This is a genomic window from Paenibacillus helianthi (assembly GCF_001909055.1).
In the GTDB taxonomy this organism is placed as follows: Bacteria; Bacillota; Bacilli; order Paenibacillales; family Paenibacillaceae; genus Paenibacillus_AQ; species Paenibacillus_AQ helianthi.
Genome location: NZ_LVWI01000029.1, coordinates 1 through 600, shown reverse-complemented (window position 1 = coordinate 600; position 600 = coordinate 1). Strand labels below are relative to the sequence as shown.

Genomic DNA, 600 nt, shown 5'->3' with positions numbered 1-600 from the left:
ATTGCTAGTAATCGCGGATCAGCATGCCGCGGTGAATACGTTCCCGGGTCTTGTACACACCGCCCGTCACACCACGAGAGTTTACAACACCCGAAGTCGGTGGGGTAACCCGCAAGGGGGCCAGCCGCCGAAGGTGGGGTAGATGATTGGGGTGAAGTCGTAACAAGGTAGCCGTATCGGAAGGTGCGGCTGGATCACCTCCTTTCTATGGAGAATCGTTTCCTGCAATGGAGACATTCAAATCGGAAGCTTGACTTCCATTAGAACCTTTGGGTTCGAACACTCACTCGTTGCTCAGTTTTGAGAGTTGAAGCTCTCAAGTAATACCTTGATCCTTGAAAACTGGATACCGAAACGAAAATGCGTTTTAGAACATCTTTTAGCTGAAACTTGTGTGAACAAGTTGAAATCGTTATTAGTATGCTGAAAGCGAAGGTTTTCGATTGTGAAGCGACCTTTGGCTTTAAACAGACTGGCGAACGGATTCATCCGGGAGCGCTGTTTAAAACAAGATGAGCGAACAAGCGAAACACCGGAGCGATGGTTAAGCTAATAAGAGCACACGGAGGATGCCTAGGCGCCAGGAGCCGACGAAGGACG

1 rRNA gene is annotated in these 600 nt (G+C 49.3%); it reads left to right on the top strand.

What is annotated here, in order from left to right:
- Positions 1-205: ribosomal RNA gene (locus A3844_RS07300) — 16S ribosomal RNA — on the top strand; the annotation flags it as partial.
- Between the last annotated feature and the right edge of the window lie 395 nt (positions 206-600).